The sequence below is a fragment of the Flavobacterium sp. genome (assembly GCF_035456085.1).
GTDB lineage: Bacteria > Bacteroidota > Bacteroidia > Flavobacteriales > Flavobacteriaceae > Flavobacterium.
In genome coordinates this window covers 1-20463 of sequence record NZ_DATIDY010000040.1, presented here as the reverse complement: position 1 = coordinate 20463, position 20463 = coordinate 1, and the positions used below count along the sequence as shown (strand labels likewise).

The following is a 20463-nucleotide window of genomic DNA, read 5'->3' as shown; positions in this document are numbered from 1 at the left end:
CTCAATGAACTCCTCTGCATTTTATAATCATTTACAAAAAAAGTTTCCTTTTCAACTCACGTATAATCAGGATATTTTTTTTCAAAAGATAGCCATTTTTTTGACTGACATTCATAATGATACGATTTTTGTGCTAAAAGGATATGCCGGAACAGGAAAAACAACCGTGATTTCTACGATTGTAAATAGTCTATTGGATATTAATAAAAAGTATGTTTTGTTAGCTCCAACTGGTCGTGCGGCCAAAGTAATTTCAAATTATTCGAATAAACCTGCTTTTACAATTCATAAAAAAATATACTTTCCAAAGAAAAATTCAGGTGGAGGCGTTTCATTCACTTTACAGCAAAACAAACACAAAAACACCATTTTCATAGTCGATGAAGCTTCGATGATTTCCGATGTTAATTCGGATTCCAAATTATATGAAAACGGCTCTTTGCTCGATGATTTGATTTCCTATGTATACTCAGGAACCAATTGCAAAATGATACTGTTGGGAGATACTGCTCAGCTACCACCGGTAAATTTAGAAGTAAGCCCAGCTCTGGATATTGAAACTTTAAGTTTTCATTATAATAAAGAAGTAGAACATATCGAGCTTGACGAAGTAATGCGTCAGGAAGAAAACTCAGGGATCTTGTACAACGCCACCGAATTAAGAGAATTATTAAAAGATTCTTTCATATCCGAATTCAAGTTCAATGTCCGAAAATTCAAAGACATTGTCCGGCTGATTGACGGTTATGATATTCAAGATGCTATTAATTCAGCTTATAGTAATTACAGCATCGAAGACACGGCTTTTATTGTCCGTTCCAATAAAAGAGCGAATCAATACAATGAACAAATTAGAACCAAAATCCTTGATAAAGAAAGTGAACTATCAACAGGCGATTTCTTGATGGTGGTGAAGAATAATTATTTTTGGCTAAAGGATTCGGATGAAGCGGGATTTATTGCCAATGGTGATATTATCGAAGTTTTAGAAATGTTCGGAATCAAAGAATTATACGGTTTTAAATTTGCCAAAGTAAAAATCCGAATGATTGATTACCCTGATCAAAAGCCGTTTGAAACCGTACTTTTAATGGACACTATAAAAAGTGAGTCGCCATCATTAACTTTTGAAGAATCAAACAGATTGTATCAGGAAGTGATGAAAGATTATGAAAATGAAACTACCAAATACAAAAAGTTTCAAAAAGTAAAAGAGAACGAATATTTCAATGCACTGCAAGTTAAATTCTCTTATGCCATTACCTGTCATAAATCGCAAGGAGGACAGTGGAATACAGTCTTTATAGAACAACCTTATCTGCCGAATGGAATCGACAGAGATTACATTCGTTGGTTATACACCGCTATGACTAGAGCCAAAAATAAGCTATATTTGATAGGATTTAAGGATGATAGTTTTGTGTAATAAATTGATAATTAACCGTATAAGTTCATTGAAGCTAGTATTGAGATGAATTTTTAAGTTTTTATAAATTTTTAAAACAATCATGCTAAAACTTAAATGACCTTATATGACTTATATGGTTTAAAAAATAATTTGTCTGTTTTAAATTTTAGATATTTGTCTATGAACACTTTAAACGATTTACATAATATTTCAATCACTTTTTCGAATACCGAAAAAATGCCTGTATTATTCCTTGGACACGGAAGCCCAATGAATGCCATTGAAGAGAATGAGTTTGTAACAGGTTTTCGAAATATAGCCAGAACATTACCCAAACCCAATGCAATTTTATGTATTTCGGCGCATTGGTTTACTAATGGTACCAAAATTACCGCGATGGAAATGCCAAGAACCATTCATGATTTTGGAGGTTTTCCTAAAGAATTATTTGAGGTACAATATCCAGCTAAAGGCAATCCAAATTTAGCAACATTAACTCAGGAATTGTTGTTGCCAACAGCAGTTGAATTAGATCATCATTGGGGTTTGGACCATGGCGCGTGGAGTGTAATTAAACATTTATATCCGGCGGCTGATATTCCTGTAATTCAGATGAGTATAGATTATACAAAATCTGGTCAATATCATTTTGATTTGGCGCAAAAATTAAGTGTATTGCGAAGCAAAGGAATCCTGATTGTAGGCAGCGGTAACATTATTCACAATTTGCGTTTGGTAGATTTTAGAAACATCAATACCGATAATTATGGCTACGATTGGGCCTTTGAAGCCAGGGAGAATATCAATAATTATTTGTTAGACGGGAATTTTCAACCACTTATTGATTTTGAAAAACAGAGCAAAGCATTTCAGTTATCAATTCCTACTCCAGAGCATTATTTACCTCTAATTTATACTTTAGGACTAAAAGAAAATCAAGAAGAGTTGAGTTTGTTTAATGATAAATTGGTTGGAGGTTCGTTGAGTATGACTTCCATTAAGATTTCGAATTAGTTTATATTATAAAAAACATATATTTGGAAACTAAAATTATAATTGAAGAATAAATATAAATGAAAATAATAGCAGTCATACCCGCACGTTACGCATCTACACGATTTCCAGCCAAATTAATGCAGGACTTGGGAGGAAAAACAGTAATTCTAAAAACCTATGAAGCAGCAATAAACACACAATTATTTGATGATGTTTTTGTAGTAACCGACTCCGATTTAATTTATAATGAAATTGTTTCAAATGGTGGAAAAGCCATAATGAGTATCAAAGAACACGAGTCGGGGAGTGACCGTATTGCAGAAGCTGTTGAAAATCTCAATGTTGATATTGTCATAAATGTGCAAGGTGACGAGCCATTTATAAATGCTGAACCTTTGGCGAAAGTTATTGAAGTTTTTAAAAATGATACTCAAAAACAAGTCGATTTAGCTTCTTTAATGCGTGAAATAAAAGATGAAACCGAAATCAATAATCCAAATAATGTAAAAGTAGTTGTAGACCAAAATCAATTTGCATTGTATTTTTCACGTTCGGTAATTCCTTATCCTAGAGAAGTTAATGTTGGCGTTCGCTACATGCAGCACATCGGAATTTATGCTTTTAGAAAACAGGCTTTATTGGATTTCTATGGTTTGCCAATGAAATCATTAGAAGCATCCGAAAAATTAGAACAATTGCGTTATTTGGAATTTGGAAAACGTATCAAAATGGTTGAAACCACTCATGTTGGAATAGGAATCGATACTCCTGAAGATTTAGAAAAAGCAAGAAAAATGCTAACAGTATAAACTATAAAATTAGGCATTGAATATTTTTGTTCAATGCCTAATTCAATTTCTCAATAATAATCAATTCATTGTGTACTTCAACTCTAGGAATAGATTGAATTTTATAATTCATTATATCAAATTCTTTGATGAAATTTTGATTTCTAACATTATTATTATTGTTTAAACACATTGTATTAAAGAGGACAACTCCTTTACTTTTGAGTAAAAAACAAATTCTGTCAATAAAAAATTTTTCGAATAAAAAGTTAGGCATCGTTGTATCCTGAAATATATCAATGATAATTAAATCGTAACTATCTTTTGTTTTTAATACAAAGTCAAATGCATCTTCAATAACAATTTCAAGATTTTTAATTTCATTGAGTTGGAAGTATTTATTAGCAATTTCAATAATTTCTGAGTCAATTTCAACCCCAGTGATTTTACCTTTATATTGAATTTCATCAACTAACGTTTTGATAACACTTCCTCCTGCCACACCAAGAACCAGGATGTTTTGCATTGCTACTATTTTTTCAAAGCCAAAATGTTTTAGTCCTAATCTTAAAATGCGTTGCAAACTGCCATAAGAATAATTTGTATTTTCAGAATCCAGTACTAATTCTCCGTTTGCCCAGGTTACTTCAATGGTTTTACTTAAAGTTGATTTGGTTTTAAATATTTTAATTGGAATGAGGTAACTCAGTAATTTCTTCAGCATTAATTTGGTGTTTTTTTCAAAAATAACATTTTAATTGTTTTATTTGTACAAAATGAAATGAGAAATGAAGAAACAAATCTATAAGTGGATTTTTAAGAATTTAATGGGCTGGAAAATAGAAGGTAACTTCGATGAGCAAATAAAAAAAAGTATTTTAATGGTTATGCCGCATACAAGCTGGCATGATTTCTATATTGCTATTATTTGTCGAGGCGCAGTTGGAAGCGGAATAAATTGGATTGGCAAAAAAGAATTATTTCGTTTTCCTTTTAGTTATTTTTTCACCTCATTAGGCGGTGTTCCACTTGATAGGAGCGGAGGTTTGAATAAAGTTGAATCTATTGCTAATATATTTAAAACAAAAGAGACTTTTCGCTTGGGATTGTCACCAGAAGGAACTCGTAAAAAAGTTGAAACACTTAAAACGGGATTTTATTATATTGCATTAAAAGCAAATGTACCAATTATTCCAGTTTCTATAAACTTTGAAAAAAAAGTGGTTCATTTTGGAAATCCTTTCAATCCAACTGGAAATATAGAGTCAGATTTTATTATTTTGAACAAACATTTTGTTGGTGCGAAAGGGAAAATACCTGAAAATGGGTATTCTGTATCTTAAAAACTAAACGCCTGAGAATCGCATATTTTATTTTTTCTGATCATTTGTGCGAAATATTGAATTCTCATGAATTTGGATTGTACGCTTTAAAAGTTCCGTTTTTATAAAAAATAACTATTTTTTCTATTTCTTTCGGATTTTCATTTTCAATAAAAAAAGATTTTGGTTTTACTTCTTCCTGAATTTTTTCTTTTTGTGTGACAGTTTGAATTTCAGAAAATAAATCAATTGGAGTAGGGGAATTTAAAGTTTGAATTGGTGGCTTTGAATTTTCAATAGATTCATTTTTTTTAGGAAATGATCCTGTTCCATTTAGCAACCAATACAAATCAACTTCTTGAAAAAACTCCACAATTTTTAAAATAAAATCTAGGCTCGGTTTATTTCTACCAGATAATAAATGAGACATACTAGATCGTTGAACCCCAATTTTATCTGCAAATGAAGAAGCTGTTAGATTATAATAATCGAGTATAATCTCCAATCTTTTTATAAAATCATCTGTGTTTACCATTGTAAATTTTATTTAAAATTGATGTATTTACAAAAGTAAATAAAAGCTAATAATTATGCTAAATTATAATGTTAAAACAAATTATTGTTCTATAAAGTATTAAAGTAATATTTTAAATAAACAATATAATTAGTTGATATTTAGGAAATAATAATATAAATATTAATTTAAAGATCCAATTATATCTTTTAATGGATAGCTGTTTATAAAGTTAAACGGATTGTGTTTACAATTCTAATTTTTAATAAATTTCATTTGTTTACAATTGTAAAAATAAAGATGTTTACTTTTGTAAACCAAATAATAATAACATGGATTTAGAACAACTATTTAATCAGAATAAAGAAAATACAATTCAAGGGCGTTATATTACTTTGAATGAAATTGAACCATTATTAAATAAAGATTCCATTAAAAAGGATGTAAAAATAATTGGAAAATCAATTTTAGGGAAACCAATTTATAGTTATCAAAAAGGACACGGTAAGATAAAAATTTATCTTTGGTCACAAATGCACGGTAATGAAAGTACAACTACAAAAGCATTATTTGATTTTATTAATCTTCTAAATAATGGTTCTGACTTAGCTAATCAACTTTTAGATACTTTTACATTTTACTGCATTCCGATGTTGAATCCCGATGGTGCTGAGTTATATACCAGAGCCAATGCAAACAATATTGATTTAAACAGAGATTCACAAGATCTTTCTCAACCAGAAAGTAAAGTTCTGAGAGCGGTTTATGAAGAATTTAAACCAGATTTCTGTTTCAATCTTCATGATCAGCGTACCATTTTCGGCGTTGCGGATACTGGTAAACCTGCTACTCTTTCTTTTTTAGCTCCATCATATAACGAAGAAAGGGAAGTCAATGAATCAAGATTGAAAGCAATTAATTTGATAGCTGGCATAAATGAAGTGTTGCAAAAATATATTCCCGGACAAATTGGAAGATTTGATGATTCTTTTAATATTAATTGTATTGGAGATACTTTTCAATATTTAGGAACTCCTACAATTTTATTTGAAGCTGGTCATTTTCAAGATGATTACGAAAGAGAAAAAACAAGAAAATTCGTATTTATGTCTTTAGTTTCAAGTTTCATTATTCTTAACGAAAACGATATAGTTCATAATAGAAATGATAAATATTTAAACATTCCTCAGAATAATGTTGTATTTTTTGATTTTATGTATAAAAATGTCAAAATAAATTATGATGGTATTGAAATAATTACGAATTTTGTCGCTCAGTATAAAGAAGAGTTAATTGATAATAAATTAAATTTTAATTCTTATATAGTTGAAATTGGTGATTTAAAAGAAAAATTCGGTCATTTCGAATATGATGCAAAAGGAGCTTTATATCACGATGATTTAGGTAATTCTCCAAAAATTGGACAAATGGCTAATTTTAATTTTGATCATAAAGTGTTTTTCGTTAATGGAAAAATAAAAAAATGATTTTTTTGCAGATTATTTAATTTTAATTTATAATTTTAACTTTTTAAGTATAAAATAACCATATAATAAAAGAATTATGAGTAAGTTTCGTTTAGATGAAGTAGATCACCAGATTTTAGATATGTTGATAGACAACACAAGAGTTCCGTTTACTGACATTGCTAAAAAATTATTGATTTCAGCTGGAACGGTGCATGTTAGAGTTAAAAAAATGGAAGATGCTGGAATTATTATGGGATCTTCATTAGTTCTTGATTATGATAAATTAGGATATTCATTTATTGCTTATGTAGGTGTTTTTCTTAACAATACGTCTCAAACTAAATTTGTTTTAGAGCGTATTAATGAGATTCCATTTGTAACAGTAGCATCTGTTACTACTGGTAAATTCAATATTTTCTGTAAAATTAGAGCAAAGGATACTAAGCATGCAAAAGATGTTATCTTTATGATTGATGATATCGATGGCGTTTATAGAACTGAAACTATGATTTCTCTTGAAGAAAGTATCAATGATAAGAAGCGCTTGATGCATACCATTTTCAAAGAAATGTAAAAATCTTGATTGCTTATATGTAAATATAACCTCAAGTGTACTCTTGAGGTTTTTTTATGTAAAATTAACTATAACCAAATAACAGTATAATTATGTACACGTTACCTAAAATAGAACGTTTTAATCAAAATGTTTTATCTAAATACCACATTTACAATAGTGTATTTATAACATTACCATTTGATTCTGTGGATAATACAGGTGTTTTATTGCCAATTTTTGCAGAACTATGTGATAGTGGTTTCAAAAAACAAAAAACTCCAATAGAAATATTTGATTTCTTTTCGGATAAATATATGCATAGTGATTCTGAAAAGGACAAAATCAATTTGATGTTTCATTTTATACAATATATTGAACGTCAAATAGTTTTGTTTGATGCTATTGAAGATGCTGCTTTTCCAGTAGTCAATAATATGGAAGGAAGAGGCTCTCTTCGCGACATCAAAGAAAAATCAGATGTTAAAAACAATAAGGAAGAGTTAATTAATTTCTTAGAAAATTTCAACGTTCGTACTGTTTTAACTGCACATCCGACTCAATTTTATCCTGGACCTGTATTAGGAATCATTAATGATTTGACAGAAGCAATTAGAAATAATAATTTGCTTGAAATCAAGCAATTATTGGCTCAATTAGGTAAAACTCCTTTTATCCAAAATGAAAAACCAAATCCATTTGATGAAGCGGTAAGTTTAATTTGGTACTTAGAAAATGTATTTTACAATACTTCTGGAGAGATGATTCATTATCTGCAAAAAAATGTTTTCGAAGGTGAATCAATAAACAATCCATTAATCAAACTTGGTTTCTGGCCAGGGGGTGACCGTGATGGAAATCCATTTGTAACTACCGAAATTACTCTTAAAGTAGCTGAACGCTTGAGAACTTCGATTTTAAAATGCTACTATTTTGAAATAAGAAACTTAAAAAGAAAGCTTACTTTCCCAGTTGTTGATTCTTTAGTAATGGAATTGGAACAAAAATTATATCGTTCTGTATTTTATTCTAAAGGTGAAGTATTTATTACTCATGAAGAATTCAAATCTCAACTTATTAAAATTAAAACTATAATAATTGAACAACATCAATCATTATACGTTGACCAAATAGATGCTTTACTTATTAGATTGAATTTGTTTGGTTTCCATTTTGCTACTTTAGATATTAGACAAAACAGTAAAATTCACCAAAGTGTCTTTTATGATATTGTAAATTATTATTCAAAATCTAAAGAAAATGTATTCCCTGAAAATTATTTTTCTTTGACCGAAGCTGAAAAAATTAATGTTTTGTCAAAATTAAAAGGAAATTTAGATCCTACTGATTTTGATAACGAAATGACAAGATCAACAATTGAATCAATTTATGCCATTAAAACTATTCAGGATAAAAATGGTGAATTTGGTTCAAACCGTTACATTATAAGTAACAACGAAAGTGCATTGAATGTTATGGAAACTTATGCGTTATTCAAATTATGTAATTGGGAAAATGCAACAGTAGATATTATTCCTCTTTTTGAATCCGTGGACGATTTACAGAACGCACATTTAGAAATGGAGAAATTATACTCAAATCCTGAATATCTTAAGCATTTGGAAAAAAGAAATAATAAGCAAACAATAATGCTTGGTTTTTCTGATGGAACAAAAGATGGTGGATACTTAATGGCAAATTGGAGTATCTATAAAGCAAAAGAAGCTTTAACAGCAATTTCCAGAAAGTATGGCATTCATGCAATATTTTTTGATGGTAGAGGAGGACCTCCAGCACGTGGTGGTGGGAAAACTCATAAATTTTATGCATCACTAGGACCAAATATTGAAAATAACGAAATTCAGATAACGATTCAGGGGCAAACAATCAGTTCTAATTTTGGAACCTTAGATTCTTGTCGTTACAATTTAGAAAATCTTTTGAGCGCTGGTGTTGCCAATCAAGTATTTAATCAAGGTCAAAATGAACTAAGTTCTGATGAAAAGAATATTTTGGACAAATTGGCTGAATTAGGATATGATAAGTATTTAAGTTTTAAAAATCATCCTAAATTTATTCCGTATTTGGAACAAATGAGTACTTTAAAATATTACGCCAAAACCAATATTGGAAGCCGACCTTCAAAAAGAAGCAAATCTGAAAAACTTGATTTTGCTGACTTAAGAGCAATTCCATTTGTGGGTTCTTGGAGCCAATTAAAGCAAAACGTTCCTGGATTTTTTGGTGTAGGTACAGCATTGAAACATTTTGAAGATAATGGTCAGTGGGATAAAGTTCAGAATTTATACAACAATTCATTATTCTTTAAAACGTTACTTGAAAATAGTATGATGTCATTGGCAAAATCATTTTTCCCTTTAACGGCATACATGAAAAATGATCCTGAATTTGGTGCATTCTGGCAAATTATTTACGATGAATTTTTAGATACAAAAAGGTTGTTATTAAAAATTGCTGGCCATAAAGAACTGATGGAAAATTATCCAGACGGTATAGCTTCGATTGAAATGAGAGAACGTATAGTATTGCCACTGTTGACAATACAACAATATGCTTTATTAAAAATTAGTGAACTTAATAAGAATGAAAATCCAGACCAAAACTTAATAAAAGTTTATGAAAAGATAGTTACTCGTTCTCTTTTTGGAAATACTAACGCAAGTAGAAACTCTGCTTAAAATATTAAAAAATAAAATTTCTAAAAAAATTGACATATGAATTCTAATCAGTTGCCAGTAGATGAATATTCAAAATTTAATGCGACTTATATACAAGCGTTAGAAAATGTTGAATTGTTCGAAGAATTAGAAATTAGTTTGCATGAATTTATCAAATTTGTCCAAAATATTCCTTTGGACAAATTTGATTACAGTTATGCTGAAGGAAAATGGACTATAAAAGAAATAATTCAGCACGTAATCGATACCGAAAGAATTTTTGCTTATCGTGCACTGAGGATTTCCAGAAATGATAAAACTCCTTTGCCAGGATTTGAAGAAAATGATTTTGTTGCAAACACAGATGCAAAATCAAGAAGTATTCAGGATTTATTAACTGAATTTTCAGCAGTGAGACATTCAAATTTGTTAATGTTCAAAAGTTTTTCTGATGAGCAATTGAGAAGAATTGGAATTGCATCAAATCATGAGATTTCAGTGAGAGCAATAGGTTTTTTACTTTTAGGTCATCTAAAACATCATCAAAAAGTTTTTGCGGAAAGATATTTGTAAAATTTAATCAAATATTTATTCAAAACAACTTGACCAAATTTTTAGTTTATTCTCAAAACTCATAGTATTTGCAGGACTAGTTGAAGGCATTACAAAATAAGTAATGCCTTTAATTTGTCCAAATATTTTATAGAAGAAAGCATGACTTTGTTTTCCGTTAAAAATAATTTTAGTGATTCTTGGGAATTCTTTTAGCAAAACTTCAAAATCATTTTCTTTTTGATTTTTGATATGAATATCCAGACTTCCCTTTCTTTCGCAATTTTCTAATACATCCCAAAGTCCTATTTTGTGAGCTTTCAAGAATTTTTTCTTATCTTCAAAATCAACATCAATGGGTAATGCATCAAAAATAGTATATAGAATTCTCCAAAAATGATTTCTTGGATGAGCGTAATATTCTTGCTTTTCCAGAGACATTGCTCCAGGCATAGTTCCTAAAATCAAAATTTCGGTATCGGAATCAATAAAATATGGAAATGAATTTATTTTCATAAAATTATATACTTACATTTTCTTTTTCTAGGACGGTTAAAGCTATTCTTATTTTATCATAAGATATTTGTTCTTCAAAAAAATCAAAATACGGTTTTAATGCTGATGGAGATTCAAGTTTAATTTTAGCTTCAGCAATTCTAGAGATTTCATCTTTATTAATATATTTACTTAAATCAATTGGATGCCCATCGGTGTATAATTTTGCTAGATGTGAAATTATTGTGGGAACTCCTAATTTTCTTTTAGTTGCAATTTCTTCAGCAGACAAACCACTTTTGAATAATTCTAAAGTTTCTTTATAAGTAGTACTTTCTTTTTTGGAACGTTCTTTTTTTATTTTTTGAAATTCACTTATTGCTTTCATAAACACATTGCCGTATTTTTCTAGCTTTGCTTTTCCAACACCATCAATACTTAGAAATTCTTCATCATTCATTGGTCTTTCAATTTCTAATTGTCTTAAAGTGGCATCATTAAAAATTACATAAGCAGGCACAGCTTCTTCTTTTGCAATTTCTGCACGAAGCTTTCTTAAAAACTCAAAAAGAGAATTAGTTGTAGTTTTAGTTTTTTCAACTTTGCTTTGTTCAGAATGATTTATTTTTTTCTGAACGTTGGTCAGTTGTACTTTTTCACCTTCAAATAAAACTTTTTTAGCAAATGGTGTTAATTTGATTTTATTTTTTTCATGAAAAGCTATTTCACAAAATCCTAAATTAATTAATTGAATAATATAATGATTCCAATCATACCAGGAAATATCAGCACCAACTCCATATGTTTTTAAATTTTGATATTGTTTGTCATAAATAGATGCATTTTTAGAACCTCTTAAAAAATCAACAATAACCGGTAAAGATTCTGATTCTTGTAATCGAATAATAGCAGAAAACGCTTTTTGTGCAATTATTGTTCCATCAAAAAAAGCAGGCGGATTGTTACAAATATCACAATTGCCACAATTATCTGGAACTAGTTCGCCAAAATAAGAAAGTAAAATTTTCCTGCGACAACTCAAAGCATCAGCATATTGTTTCATTCTCTCTAGTTTTGCAAGCTGCACTTCAGCATTCAACCCTTGGGAAGCAAATTTTTGTAATTGGACTACGTCACCATAACTTTCGAACAATACTGTTTCGGAAGGTAATCCATCACGACCAGCTCTTCCAATTTCCTGATAATAACCTTCGATATTTTTTGGTAAGTTATAATGTATTACCCAGCGAACATTGGATTTGTCAATTCCCATTCCAAAAGCAATTGTTGCACAAACCACCTGACACTCATCATTTATGAATTCATCCTGAGTTTTGGAACGAATTTTATTATCCAATCCGGCGTGATATGCTTTGGCTCTAATTCCAATTTTTTGCAATTTTTCTGCAAGTTCTTCAGTGGTCTTTCGGCTTAAACAATAAACGATGCCAGATTCATTCCGTTTGTTTTTTATAAAATCAATAATTTGTTTTACCCGATCCAAAGCTGGTCTTACTTCCAGACTTAAATTTTTTCTATCAAAAGAAGATATAAAAATTTTGGGACTGTTTAAATTTAGCTGTTCACAAATATCTGTACGTGTAGCTTTATCAGCGGTCGCTGTTAATGCTAGAATTGGAGTAGAAGGGAAGCGGTTTTTCAAATATCCCAAATTGGTGTAAGCTGGTCTGAAATCGTGACCCCAAGCAGAAATACAATGAGCTTCATCAATGGCAATTAAGTTTACAGTAATTTGGCTAAAAGCATTTTCCAAAAACGATAAACTTTCGGGAGCAACATACACAAGTTTGACTTTATTGTCTTTCAAGTTTTGAATATGCATTTCTTGCTCTTCATTAGATTGGCTGCTATTAATAAAACAAGCAGCTATACCATTGGCTTTCAGGCTATCAACCTGATCTTTCATCAAAGCAATAAGTGGAGAAATAACAATAGTAATTCCAGAAAATACCAAAGCAGGTAGTTGGAAACAAATCGATTTACCACCTCCGGTTGGCATAATTGCTAAAGTATCTTTTCCAGAAAGTATACAGTTGATTATCTCCTCTTGGTTGGGTCTAAATTTTTCAAACCCAAAATTTTCTTTAAGTTTGGCGTGTAAAATTGTTGTTGTCATTTTTGGCGTATAGTTTATAAAAATAAATATAATAAAAAAAGGAACTCGAAATAGAGTTCCTTTTTTATATTTTAGAAAAAATTAAAAATTAATCTTCGTCCTCATCATCTTCGTCATCTACGATATCTTTGTCATTTGAATCATCATCCTCATCATCTTCACCATCTAAGTCCGGTTTATCGATATTGTCATCTTCATCATCATCGTCAGCATCATCAACATCCAATTCTAAACCGCTAATTGGTTCAACCACATCATCAATTTCATCATCTTCATCAAAATTACCGATTCTGTCAGCTAGTTTAGTACTTACTTTTACTAAATAAATAGTGTCTTCTGTCCTAACTTCAACAGCTTCAATTAATTCATTCTTTGCATTTCTAAATCTAATGATATCTGAATCATCATAACCATCAGGAAATTTATCAACCAAAAGGTTCAAAATTTCGTTGGTCAATTTGGCGTAATCAACTATTATCCTTTTCATAAATAATTTTTATAAATCTAACAAATAGGCAAAAATTAATGGAGCTACGATTGTAGCATCCGATTCGATAATGAATTTTGGAGTAGAAATATCTAATTTCCCCCAAGTGATCTTTTCATTAGGAACTGCTCCAGAATAAGATCCATAACTTGTTGTTGAATCAGAAATTTGACAGAAATAACTCCAAAATGGGACGTCATGCATTTCCATATCTTGATACAACATAGGAACTACACAAATTGGAAAATCGCCAGCAATACCTCCTCCGATCTGGAAGAAACCAATTCCGTTGGCACTATTTTTTGGATACCAATCTGCAAGATAAGTCATATACTCAATTCCAGATTTCATTGTAGAAGCTTTCAAATCTCCCTTAATTACGTACGATGCAAAGATATTTCCCATTGTACTATCTTCCCAACCTGGAACAATGATAGGTAAGTTTTTCTCAGCTGCAGCATACATCCAACTGTCTTTTAAATCAATTTCATAATATTCTTCTAAGACACCAGAAAGTAACATTTTGTACATAAACTCATGTGGAAAATATCTTTCTCCTTTATCATCAGCATCTTTCCAAATTTTATAAATGTGTTTTTGAAGACGACGGAATGCTTCGTGCTCAGGAATACAAGTGTCTGTAACTCTGTTTAGACCTCTTTCCAATAAATCCCATTCGTCTTGTGGTGTCAAATCACGGTAGTGTGGAACTCTCTCATAGTGAGAATGTGCTACCAAATTCATTATATCTTCTTCAAGATTTGCTCCAGTACAGGAAATAATTTGAACTTTATCCTGACGAATTATTTCGGCAAAAATTTTTCCAATTTCAGCGGTACTCATTGCACCTGCCATACTTACCATCATTTTTGCACCATTGGCTAATTGCTGCTCATAAGCTTTTGCAGCGTCAACTAAGGATGCAGAATTGAAATGCAAGTAATGCTTTTCAATAAACTGACTTATTGGTCCTTTACTCATTTTCTTTTTTCTTTTTTATTTATTTTTCAAAAAGGGTTTAATTGAGATTTAGGTTTTACAAATAAAAGAAATTTATAAATATCTAATTTCCCAGATCTCAATTTTATTTAATTATTTAATATAACCCAATAATTTATTATTTATTATAGCCTAATATTTTTAAAACATCTTCGGCAGTTTGTTGTTCCGAAAATACTTCCGTAGCAAGAATTCCATTTTCATCGCGATCAATCAGAATGTGCTTTGGCTGTGGAATTAAACAGTGATGTAATCCTCCGTAACCGCCAATAGTTTCCTGATATGCACCTGTATTGAAAAAACCAATATACAAAGGTTTCTCTTTATTATATTTTGGCAAATATATGGCATTCATGTTTTGTTCAGAGTTGTAATAATCATCGCTATCACAAGTCATTCCGCCTAATAAAACTCTTTCGTATGTATCATTCCAACGATTAACAGCAAGCATGATAAAACGCTTATTAATAGCCCAAGTATCTGGTAAAGTAGTAATGAAAGAAGAGTCAATCATGTTCCATTTTTCTCTATCATTTTGTTGTTTTTGATACAACACTTGATAGATTGCTCCACCACTTTCTCCAACTGTAAATGAACCAAACTCAGTAAAAATATGAGGTACATCAACTTCAGCTTCGTCACAAGCAATTTTAATTTGGTTGATAATCTCATCAATCATATATTGGTAATCATACTCGAAAGCTAGTGAATTTTTGATAGGGAAACCACCACCAATATTTAAACTATCAAGAGTAGGGCATTCTTTTTTTAATGATACATAAACTTTGATACATTTTACAAGCTCATTCCAGTAATAAGCATTATCATTGATTCCTGTATTGATAAAAAAGTGCAACATTTTAAGTTCCAAATTTTTATTCTCTTTTACCTCTTTTTTGTAAAATGGAACAATGTTTTTGTATCCAATTCCTAATCTTGAAGTATAAAATTCAAATTTAGGTTCCTCTTCTGCAGCAATTCTAATGCCAATTTTAAATTTCCCATTAATTTGTTCTTGGAGTAAATCCAATTCTTCATAATTATCAATAATCGGAATCGTGTTTTTGTGCCCATTATTGACTAATCTGGCAATGTTTTCAATGTATTGATCTCTTTTGAAACCATTACAAATAATGTAAGTACTTTTATTAATTTGCCCTTTTTCTAATAAATTTTCAACAATATTAATATCAAAAGCAGATGATGTTTCTATGTGAATATTATTCTTGAAAGCTTCATTCATAATGTATTCAAAATGAGAGCTCTTTGTACAATAGCAATAGAAATATTTTGCTTCGTATTTGTTCTTTTCCATCGATTTACGAAACCAGCTTTTGGCTTTGCTAATGTTGTTGGAAATTTGCGGCAAATAAGTAAACTTTAAAGGAGTGCCATAAGTTTCCACCAATTTCATTAAATCAATGTTATGAAACTGAAGATTATCTTTGTTTAATTTGAATTCTTCTTGTGGAAAGTAATACGTTTGATTTATAAGATCAGAATATTTTGTATTCATTTGTTTTCAGAGTTTTATGAATTAATTGCATTAAAAAATAGAATTAATTTTAAATTCAAACTCTAATATTGGCATAGATAATTTGAAGTTCTTCGTAATCTGCCTTAAAATATTGAAATACATCAAAACTAAAATTCCCTTTTATACCAAAACGCTTCAATAAACTCAAAAATGATCTATTGCTTCTGTTCCTTCTAGCGGAAAATATTTTGGTATTTTTACTTTTATTCATTGGCGCAAATGTAAAAAATAAAATAAACGTAAAGCAATGGTTTTTATTAAAAAAAAACTACAATTTATAATCTTCGAATGCGTTTAGAATTAATTCATTTTCAACAGATTGATTGATTTTTATTTTGCCGATACCTTCGATTAAAGCAAATTGTATAGTTCCATATTCATTTTTCTTATCGTGAATCAGTAATTGGAGAATTGGATCAATATCATTTTCTTCAAAAACTACATCATTATATATTGATTTAAGTGTCGTTTTTATTTGATAATATTCATCTTCAGAAATCAATTCTTTCTTCCATGAAATGTAACTTTCTAAAATCATTCCAACAGCAATTGCTTCGCCATGTAATAATGTAGTTTTTTCTGTGCTTTCTAAGAAATAACCTTCTATTGCATGACCTAACGTATGGCCAAAGTTTAGTGATTTTCTAATGTTTTTTTCAGTTGGATCCTGCATTACAATGATATTTTTGATTTCAACTGAACGATGAATCAAAGAATCTAGTTGATCAAAATCAATTGCTTTTATGTCTAAAAAAGATTCCCAATAAGCTTTGTCAAAAATTAATCCGTGTTTTAACATTTCTGCAAGACCAGATCGCATTTCGTTTTGAGGAACTGTTTCTAAATAATTCGTATCAACCAAAACCATTTTAGGGGTATTAATTACACCAATTTGATTTTTTAAATTTCCTAAATCAACTCCGTTTTTTCCACCAACAGAAGCATCCACCATTGATAGCAAAGTTGTTGGAATATGAATAAAATCAACTCCTCTTTTGAAAGTTGAAGCAACAAAACCTCCCAAATCTGTTACAACACCACCACCAATATTAATAACTAAAGTTTTTCTATCAGCACCGAGTTCAGTTAGAACATTCCAAATTTCAATGCAAGTTTCTATGTTTTTATTGATTTCTCCTGCTTCAAATTCAATTATTTCTATCTTTAAATCGGTCTCTAATAATGGAAGAAATTTTGGCAAACAAAATTCATTAGTATTAGTGTCAGCAATGATGAAAAGATTGGAATATTTATTCTCTTTTAAATGTTGGTTTAGTTTCTCATATCCAGTTTCATTAAAATGTACAGGATAATTATTTGCTTGAATAGATTGCATCATTTTATTTTTATTGAAAGCGCAAAATAAGGGAAATTTTGCGTATTATAATGATTCACACTCTTTATATTTGCAAAAAAATATAACAAAAAATGAATAATATTTTCAATAACACACAAATTGCATTTGCTTTGAAGAGTGATACTGAACTCGACAGGGCTTATTTTCTTTTCAAATTAATTAACAGTCAACCTTTAGTTCGTATCGGAACAGCCGTTACAAATTTTGCGATAAAAGCAAATCTTCCTGTTGAAAGTTTGATACGTGCCACAGTTTTTGATCATTTTTGTGGTGGAGTAAATGAAACCGATTGTTTAACTGTAGTTGATAAAATGTACACTAAAGGCGTTTCATCAGTATTAGATTATTCAGTTGAAGGCAAAGAAGAAGAGGACCAATTTGATGCAGCATTGAAAATGACTTTAAAAACCATTGAATTTGCTAAAGAAAGAAAAGCAATTCCTTTTGCAGTATTCAAACCAACAGGTTTTGGACGTATAGATTTATATGAAAAAGTAGGAACAAAAGCATCGTTAACGCCAGAAGAACAAACGGAGTGGAATAAAGTAGTGGCTCGTTTTGAAGAAGTTTGTAGTGAAGCACACAAAAAAGATGTTGCTTTATTAATTGATGCTGAAGATAGCTGGATGCAAGATGCTGCTGATGATTTGGTAACCGAAATGATGCGTAAATACAATAAGGAAAAAGTTATTGTATTTAACACGCTTCAAATGTACCGTTGGGATCGTTTAGATTATTTGAAAAAATTACATGAAAAAGCCAAAAATGAAGGTTTTTTTATTGGAATGAAATTAGTTCGAGGAGCGTATATGGAAAACGAAAATCAACGTGCGATAGAAAGAGGATATCCAACACCAATATGCGCTTCCAAAGAAGCTTCAGATGATAATTATGACGCTGCTGTTGAGTATATGGTTGAACACTTGGATACGATGGCTATTTTTGCAGGAACTCATAACGAATTAAGCACTTATAAATTGATGGAATTGATGAAATCTAAAGGAATTTCATCAAATGACAATAGAATTTGGTTTGGCCAACTGTATGGAATGAGTGATAATATTAGTTATAACTTAGCTGCAGCAGGTTATAATGTTGCAAAATATTTACCTTTTGGTCCAGTAAAAGATGTTATGCCATATTTGATTCGTCGTGCTGAAGAAAACACTTCTGTAGCTGGGCAAACAAGTCGTGAATTGGCTATGATTAAAGCAGAGCGAAATAGAAGAAAGGAAAAATAGTATTTAATCAGCAGAATTAAGTGTTAATGTATTAATTATCTGTGAATTAAAATAATAAATCCATTTGAATGTAATGTTTACAATCAAATGGATTTTTTGTTGATTTTAATTATTTATGAATTACTAAATTGTAAATTACTTAAATTTTTATATAAGCCATTCTCTAAATTGATTAATTCTTGATGAGTTCCCTTTTCACTAATCCTTCCACTATCCAAAACTAAAATTTGGTCAGCACTACGAATCGTAGAAAGACGGTGAGCAATAATAATACTAGTTCTCCCTTCCATTAGAATCTCTAAAGCTTCTTGAACTAATTTTTCGCTTTCACTATCTAACGAAGAAGTAGCTTCATCTAAAATTAATATAGAAGGATTTTTCAATAAAGCGCGAGCAATCGCAATACGTTGTCTTTGTCCTCCTGAAAGTTTAACCCCACGTTCACCAACAACCGTTTCGAATTTCTCAGGGAAACCTTCGATGAATGTGTAGGCATTGGCTTGTTGAGCAGCCTTAATAATTTCTTCATCCGTAGCATTTGGTTTTCCATAAGCAATATTTTCTCTTATAGTTCCTCCAAAAAGAATTACATCTTGCGGAACAATACTCATATTGCCACGAAGATTTTCTAAATCATAGTCGTAGATGCTTTTTCCATCAATTAAGATTTCACCGCTTTCAATATCATAAAATCTTAATAATAAAGATGCAATTGTAGATTTCCCCATTCCGCTTGGTCCTACAAGTGCTATTTTTTGACCAAAATTTGCGGTGAAGTTAATGTCTTTCAAAACCTGAACTTCTTTTCTGGAAGGATAGCTAAATGCAACATGATTGAAAGTAACTTCTCCTTTAATTTTATTGATAGAGGGGATATGCATATCTGCATTGATTTTTTCGGGTTCTTCCTCTAATAATTCAAAGACTCTTTCGGTGGCACCGATTGCTTTTTGCATCTGTGCATATAATTCGGCAATACCACCTGAAGAAGCGCCTACATAACTTGAATACAATATAAAAGTAAATAATTGTCCAACGGTAATTTCACCAGCAATACTCAATTGAACGCCATACCAAACGACACCTACAATTGTTCCAAATAAACAAATAATAATAAAAGAAGCAAAATACCCTCTGAATTGCCCACCCTTGATTCCGATTTTAACAACTTCTCTAATTCGCTCTTTATAACGTGCTATTTCGTACCACTCATTTGCAAAAGCCTTAACAATACTAATTCCCTGCATAGTTTCTTCAACCACAACTTGACTTTCGGCAACCTGGTCTTGTACTTTTTTAGAATATTTTCGAATGAAGCGTCCAAAAACAACAGCAATAACTCCAACCAAAGGCACGACTGAAACCATCATTATAGTTAGTTTGATATTGATGCTTGCTAACATCGCAAAGCTTCCAATGATTAATATAAACTGTCTTAGAAATTCAGCTATTGTTGAAGTTAGTGTATCTTGAATTTGTGTAATATCATTACTAATTCGGCTATTTAATTCTCCAACTCGCTTTTGCGAAAAGAAAGACATGGGTAATTTAACCAAATTGGTATATAATGCTAATCGGACATTGGCTAAGGTGTTTTCTGTAAAATTGACAAATAATGAAAGTCTGAAGAATGAAAATAATGATTGTAATAATAAAACACCTCCTAGACCCAAAGCAATTTGATTAGCTAAATGAGCATCTTTTTTATTAACACAATCTACAAGCATCCCCATAAATTTTGGAAAGGCTAGGGCAGTGACACTAGTAAGAAGCAAAAAAACTAATCCCAGATAGAATTTCCATTTGTGATTATTGGCGTATTTGAAAATAAGAACTGCTTTCTGTAGTGAATTTGCTGTGATTTTTGATTTTGGTAAATCATTTTCTTGGAATCTTGCCATTATAAAAGTTTTATGATACAAATGTAAGG

Annotated in this window: 19 protein-coding genes; 9 read left to right on the top strand and 10 right to left on the bottom strand. The window is 30.4% G+C overall.

Annotated elements, in window-relative coordinates:
• Positions 1-4 precede the first annotated feature (4 nt).
• The 3 genes from VLC96_RS03030 (at position 5) to kdsB (ending at position 3213) form a co-directional block, all read left to right on the top strand.
• The gene (locus VLC96_RS03030; protein WP_325260575.1) at positions 5-1426 is read left to right on the top strand and encodes an ATP-dependent DNA helicase; all 1422 of its coding nucleotides are present in this window, start codon (positions 5-7) and stop codon (positions 1424-1426) included.
• Between the two features lie 162 nt (positions 1427-1588).
• The gene (gene ygiD / locus VLC96_RS03025) at positions 1589-2422 is read left to right on the top strand and encodes a 4,5-DOPA-extradiol-dioxygenase (RefSeq protein WP_325260574.1); all 834 of its coding nucleotides are present in this window, start codon (positions 1589-1591) and stop codon (positions 2420-2422) included.
• A 59-nt stretch (positions 2423-2481) separates the two neighbouring features.
• Positions 2482-3213, top strand: coding sequence for a 3-deoxy-manno-octulosonate cytidylyltransferase (kdsB, locus tag VLC96_RS03020; protein WP_325260573.1), 732 nt, complete (start codon positions 2482-2484; stop codon positions 3211-3213).
• Positions 3214-3250: 37 nt separating this feature from the next.
• On the opposite strand, the gene VLC96_RS03015 is transcribed toward kdsB, so the two are convergent.
• Positions 3251-3916, bottom strand: a complete 666-nt coding sequence (locus VLC96_RS03015; RefSeq protein WP_325260572.1) for a spermidine synthase — start codon at positions 3914-3916, stop codon at positions 3251-3253.
• A 64-nt stretch (positions 3917-3980) separates the two neighbouring features.
• Between VLC96_RS03015 and VLC96_RS03010 the strand changes: the two genes are divergently transcribed.
• On the top strand, positions 3981-4535 hold the full coding sequence (locus VLC96_RS03010; protein WP_325260571.1) for a 1-acyl-sn-glycerol-3-phosphate acyltransferase: 555 nt from the start codon (positions 3981-3983) through the stop codon (positions 4533-4535).
• A gap of 64 nt (positions 4536-4599) precedes the next feature.
• On the opposite strand, the gene VLC96_RS03005 is transcribed toward VLC96_RS03010, so the two are convergent.
• Positions 4600-5049, bottom strand: a complete 450-nt coding sequence (locus VLC96_RS03005; RefSeq protein ID WP_325260570.1) for a helix-turn-helix domain-containing protein — start codon at positions 5047-5049, stop codon at positions 4600-4602.
• A 311-nt stretch (positions 5050-5360) separates the two neighbouring features.
• On the opposite strand from VLC96_RS03005, the gene VLC96_RS03000 reads away from it, so the two are divergent.
• The 4 genes from VLC96_RS03000 to VLC96_RS02985 all read left to right on the top strand — a co-directional run bounded on the left by VLC96_RS03000 (position 5361) and on the right by VLC96_RS02985 (position 10301).
• Positions 5361-6515, top strand: coding sequence for a M14 family metallopeptidase (locus tag VLC96_RS03000; RefSeq protein ID WP_325260569.1), 1155 nt, complete (start codon positions 5361-5363; stop codon positions 6513-6515).
• Positions 6516-6591: 76 nt separating this feature from the next.
• A complete protein-coding gene (locus tag VLC96_RS02995) occupies positions 6592-7071 on the top strand; it encodes an Lrp/AsnC family transcriptional regulator (protein WP_159685266.1) in 480 nt (159 codons plus the stop codon).
• Between the two features lie 92 nt (positions 7072-7163).
• Positions 7164-9749, top strand: a complete 2586-nt coding sequence (locus tag VLC96_RS02990; protein WP_325260568.1) for a phosphoenolpyruvate carboxylase — start codon at positions 7164-7166, stop codon at positions 9747-9749.
• 36 nt (positions 9750-9785) lie between these two features.
• Positions 9786-10301 (top strand): DinB family protein, encoded by a 516-nt coding sequence (locus VLC96_RS02985; RefSeq protein WP_325260567.1) that lies wholly within the window; start codon positions 9786-9788, stop codon positions 10299-10301.
• A gap of 15 nt (positions 10302-10316) precedes the next feature.
• Here the strand turns inward: VLC96_RS02985 and VLC96_RS02980 are convergent, their stop codons facing one another.
• The 7 genes from VLC96_RS02980 to aroB form a co-directional block, all read right to left on the bottom strand.
• Positions 10317-10796 (bottom strand): DNA-deoxyinosine glycosylase, encoded by a 480-nt coding sequence (locus VLC96_RS02980; protein ID WP_325260566.1) that lies wholly within the window; start codon positions 10794-10796, stop codon positions 10317-10319.
• Between the two features lie 4 nt (positions 10797-10800).
• A complete protein-coding gene (gene recQ / locus VLC96_RS02975) occupies positions 10801-12912 on the bottom strand; it encodes a DNA helicase RecQ (RefSeq protein ID WP_325260565.1) in 2112 nt (703 codons plus the stop codon).
• Positions 12913-13000: 88 nt separating this feature from the next.
• The gene (locus VLC96_RS02970) at positions 13001-13399 is read right to left on the bottom strand and encodes a DNA primase (protein ID WP_325260564.1); all 399 of its coding nucleotides are present in this window, start codon (positions 13397-13399) and stop codon (positions 13001-13003) included.
• 9 nt (positions 13400-13408) lie between these two features.
• A complete protein-coding gene (locus tag VLC96_RS02965) occupies positions 13409-14380 on the bottom strand; it encodes a deoxyhypusine synthase family protein (RefSeq protein WP_325260563.1) in 972 nt (323 codons plus the stop codon).
• A gap of 136 nt (positions 14381-14516) precedes the next feature.
• Entirely contained in the window at positions 14517-15914 is a 1398-nt protein-coding gene (locus VLC96_RS02960) for a type III PLP-dependent enzyme domain-containing protein (protein WP_325260562.1), read from the bottom strand.
• Between the two features lie 55 nt (positions 15915-15969).
• Positions 15970-16146, bottom strand: coding sequence for a hypothetical protein (locus VLC96_RS02955; RefSeq protein WP_325260561.1), 177 nt, complete (start codon positions 16144-16146; stop codon positions 15970-15972).
• A 57-nt stretch (positions 16147-16203) separates the two neighbouring features.
• Positions 16204-17271, bottom strand: a complete 1068-nt coding sequence (aroB, locus tag VLC96_RS02950) for a 3-dehydroquinate synthase (RefSeq protein ID WP_325260637.1) — start codon at positions 17269-17271, stop codon at positions 16204-16206.
• 92 nt (positions 17272-17363) lie between these two features.
• On the opposite strand from aroB, the gene VLC96_RS02945 reads away from it, so the two are divergent.
• A complete protein-coding gene (locus tag VLC96_RS02945) occupies positions 17364-18533 on the top strand; it encodes a proline dehydrogenase family protein (protein WP_325260560.1) in 1170 nt (389 codons plus the stop codon).
• 113 nt (positions 18534-18646) lie between these two features.
• Here VLC96_RS02945 and VLC96_RS02940 read toward each other — a convergent pair whose 3' ends face one another.
• Positions 18647-20434, bottom strand: a complete 1788-nt coding sequence (locus VLC96_RS02940) for an ABC transporter ATP-binding protein (RefSeq protein ID WP_325260636.1) — start codon at positions 20432-20434, stop codon at positions 18647-18649.
• Between the last annotated feature and the right edge of the window lie 29 nt (positions 20435-20463).

Excerpts from the sequence above, each read along its gene's own strand:
- VLC96_RS02960 (WP_325260562.1), bottom strand. The coding sequence starts at position 15,914 with ATGAATACAAAATATTCTGATCTTATAAATCAAACGTATTACTTTCCA.
- recQ (WP_325260565.1), bottom strand. The coding sequence starts at position 12,912 with ATGACAACAACAATTTTACACGCCAAACTTAAAGAAAATTTTGGGTTT.
- VLC96_RS03005 (WP_325260570.1), bottom strand. The coding sequence starts at position 5,049 with ATGGTAAACACAGATGATTTTATAAAAAGATTGGAGATTATACTCGAT.
- VLC96_RS03000 (WP_325260569.1), top strand. The coding sequence starts at position 5,361 with ATGGATTTAGAACAACTATTTAATCAGAATAAAGAAAATACAATTCAA.
- VLC96_RS02990 (WP_325260568.1), top strand. The coding sequence starts at position 7,164 with ATGTACACGTTACCTAAAATAGAACGTTTTAATCAAAATGTTTTATCT.
- VLC96_RS03030 (WP_325260575.1), top strand. The coding sequence starts at position 5 with ATGAACTCCTCTGCATTTTATAATCATTTACAAAAAAAGTTTCCTTTT.
- kdsB (WP_325260573.1), top strand. The coding sequence starts at position 2,482 with ATGAAAATAATAGCAGTCATACCCGCACGTTACGCATCTACACGATTT.
- VLC96_RS02955 (WP_325260561.1), bottom strand. The coding sequence starts at position 16,146 with ATGAATAAAAGTAAAAATACCAAAATATTTTCCGCTAGAAGGAACAGA.
- VLC96_RS02940 (WP_325260636.1), bottom strand. The coding sequence starts at position 20,434 with ATGGCAAGATTCCAAGAAAATGATTTACCAAAATCAAAAATCACAGCA.
- aroB (WP_325260637.1), bottom strand. The coding sequence starts at position 17,271 with ATGCAATCTATTCAAGCAAATAATTATCCTGTACATTTTAATGAAACT.
- VLC96_RS03010 (WP_325260571.1), top strand. The coding sequence starts at position 3,981 with ATGAAGAAACAAATCTATAAGTGGATTTTTAAGAATTTAATGGGCTGG.
- VLC96_RS02945 (WP_325260560.1), top strand. The coding sequence starts at position 17,364 with ATGAATAATATTTTCAATAACACACAAATTGCATTTGCTTTGAAGAGT.
- VLC96_RS03015 (WP_325260572.1), bottom strand. The coding sequence starts at position 3,916 with ATGCTGAAGAAATTACTGAGTTACCTCATTCCAATTAAAATATTTAAA.
- ygiD (WP_325260574.1), top strand. The coding sequence starts at position 1,589 with ATGAACACTTTAAACGATTTACATAATATTTCAATCACTTTTTCGAAT.
- VLC96_RS02985 (WP_325260567.1), top strand. The coding sequence starts at position 9,786 with ATGAATTCTAATCAGTTGCCAGTAGATGAATATTCAAAATTTAATGCG.
- VLC96_RS02970 (WP_325260564.1), bottom strand. The coding sequence starts at position 13,399 with ATGAAAAGGATAATAGTTGATTACGCCAAATTGACCAACGAAATTTTG.
- VLC96_RS02980 (WP_325260566.1), bottom strand. The coding sequence starts at position 10,796 with ATGAAAATAAATTCATTTCCATATTTTATTGATTCCGATACCGAAATT.
- VLC96_RS02995 (WP_159685266.1), top strand. The coding sequence starts at position 6,592 with ATGAGTAAGTTTCGTTTAGATGAAGTAGATCACCAGATTTTAGATATG.
- VLC96_RS02965 (WP_325260563.1), bottom strand. The coding sequence starts at position 14,380 with ATGAGTAAAGGACCAATAAGTCAGTTTATTGAAAAGCATTACTTGCAT.